The following is a 1722-nucleotide window of genomic DNA, read 5'->3' as shown; positions in this document are numbered from 1 at the left end:
TAGCATCTTTTATTCCATCTCCATCTGTATCATACCAAACTGTATCTCCTATAGAACCTAATCCATTATCACCAACATAACCAAAGTCTTGATCTAAATTATCTTCTCCTGAAGCTAAAGTTACATCACTTGTATTGGCTGTTCCAGTTCCATCATTATCATAAGTTTGCACTAAATCTGCAACAGTTATACTTGCTGGTAAACCTCCAGTAACTGTACTTACATCTACGGTAACTGTGTAATCACCAGCTGGTAAATTATCAAATAAATAGTTACCATTTGCATCTGTTGTTGTAGTTACATCATCACTTGCATCTCCAGGAGTTCCTGGGTCTAATGTTACTGTTGCTCCTTCTAATCCGTTTTCACCAATTGATGAACCATCACTGTTAGCATCATACCAAACTGTATCTCCAATACTTCCTAATATAGGAGTCACTGTAAAAGTAACATCATCAGTTGTTGCAGCACAATCACCATCAGCAGCAATCGTATAACGAATTACTACAGTAGTATCAGTGTTGATATCATCAGGTGTATACGTTGAACCAGAGATTGAACCACCACCAGACACGATTGACCAAGTACCACCAGCAGGAGATCCTGAAAGCGTTTTAGTTTCATCTTCAGTAATAGAAGCAGTAGAAGTTGTATTATCAGCAACCACATCACAAACAGGAGTTACAGTAAAGGTAACATCATCAGTTGTTGCAGCACAATCACCATCAGCAGCAATCGTATAACGAATTACTACAGTAGTATCAGTATTGATATCATCAGGAGTATACGTTGAACCAGAGATTGACCCACCACCAGAAACGATTGACCAAGTACCACCAGCAGGCGCACCAGATAAAGTTTTAGTTTCATCTTCAGTAATAGAAGCAGTAGTTGTTGTATTATCAGCGACTACATCACAAACTGGAGTTACTGTAAAAGTAACATCATCAGTTGTTGCAGCACAATCACCATCAGCAGCAATCGTATAACGAATTACTACAGTAGTATCAGTGTTGATATCATCAGGCGTATACGTTGATCCAGAGATTGAACCACCACCAGACACGATTGACCAAGTACCACCAGTAGGCACACCAGATAAAGTTTTAGTTTCATCTTCCGTGATTGAAGCAGTAGAAGTTGTATTGTCAGCAACTACATCACAAACTGGAGTTACTGTAAAAGTAACATCATCAGTTGTTGCAGCACAATCACCATCAGCAGCAATCGTATAACGAATTACGACAGTAGTATCAGTATTGATATCATCAGGAGTATACGTTGAACCAGAGATTGACCCCCCACCAGACACGATTGACCAAGTACCACCAGCAGGAGACCCTGAAAGCGTTTTAGTTTCATCTTCAGTAATTGAAGCAGTAGAAGTTGTATTATCAGCAACTACATCACAAACTGGAGTCACTGTAAAAGTAACATCATCAGTTGTTGCAGCACAATCACCATCAGCAGCAATCGTATAACGAATTACTACAGTAGTATCAGTGTTGATATCATCAGGTGTATACGTTGAACCAGAGATTGAACCACCACCAGACACGATTGACCAAGTACCACCAGCAGGAGATCCTGAAAGCGTTTTAGTTTCATCTTCAGTAATAGAAGCAGTAGAAGTTGTATTATCAGCAACCACATCACAAACAGGAGTTACAGTAAAGGTAACATCATCAGTTGTTGCAGCACAATCACCATCAGCAGCAATCG

The 1722-nt window shown here is 39.7% G+C and carries 1 protein-coding gene; it reads right to left on the bottom strand.

Annotated features, from left to right (window positions below):
- A partial coding sequence (locus tag ACJJVK_RS00075; protein WP_405562111.1) for an SdrD B-like domain-containing protein occupies nucleotides 1-1722 on the bottom strand: 1722 nt, incomplete at both ends.

It is taken from the genome of Polaribacter sp. Asnod6-C07 (assembly GCF_045063625.1).
In the GTDB taxonomy this organism is placed as follows: Bacteria; Bacteroidota; Bacteroidia; order Flavobacteriales; family Flavobacteriaceae; genus Polaribacter; species Polaribacter vadi_A.
Note: the sequence above shows the minus strand (reverse complement) of the source record. Positions and strands in the feature narration are given on the sequence as shown.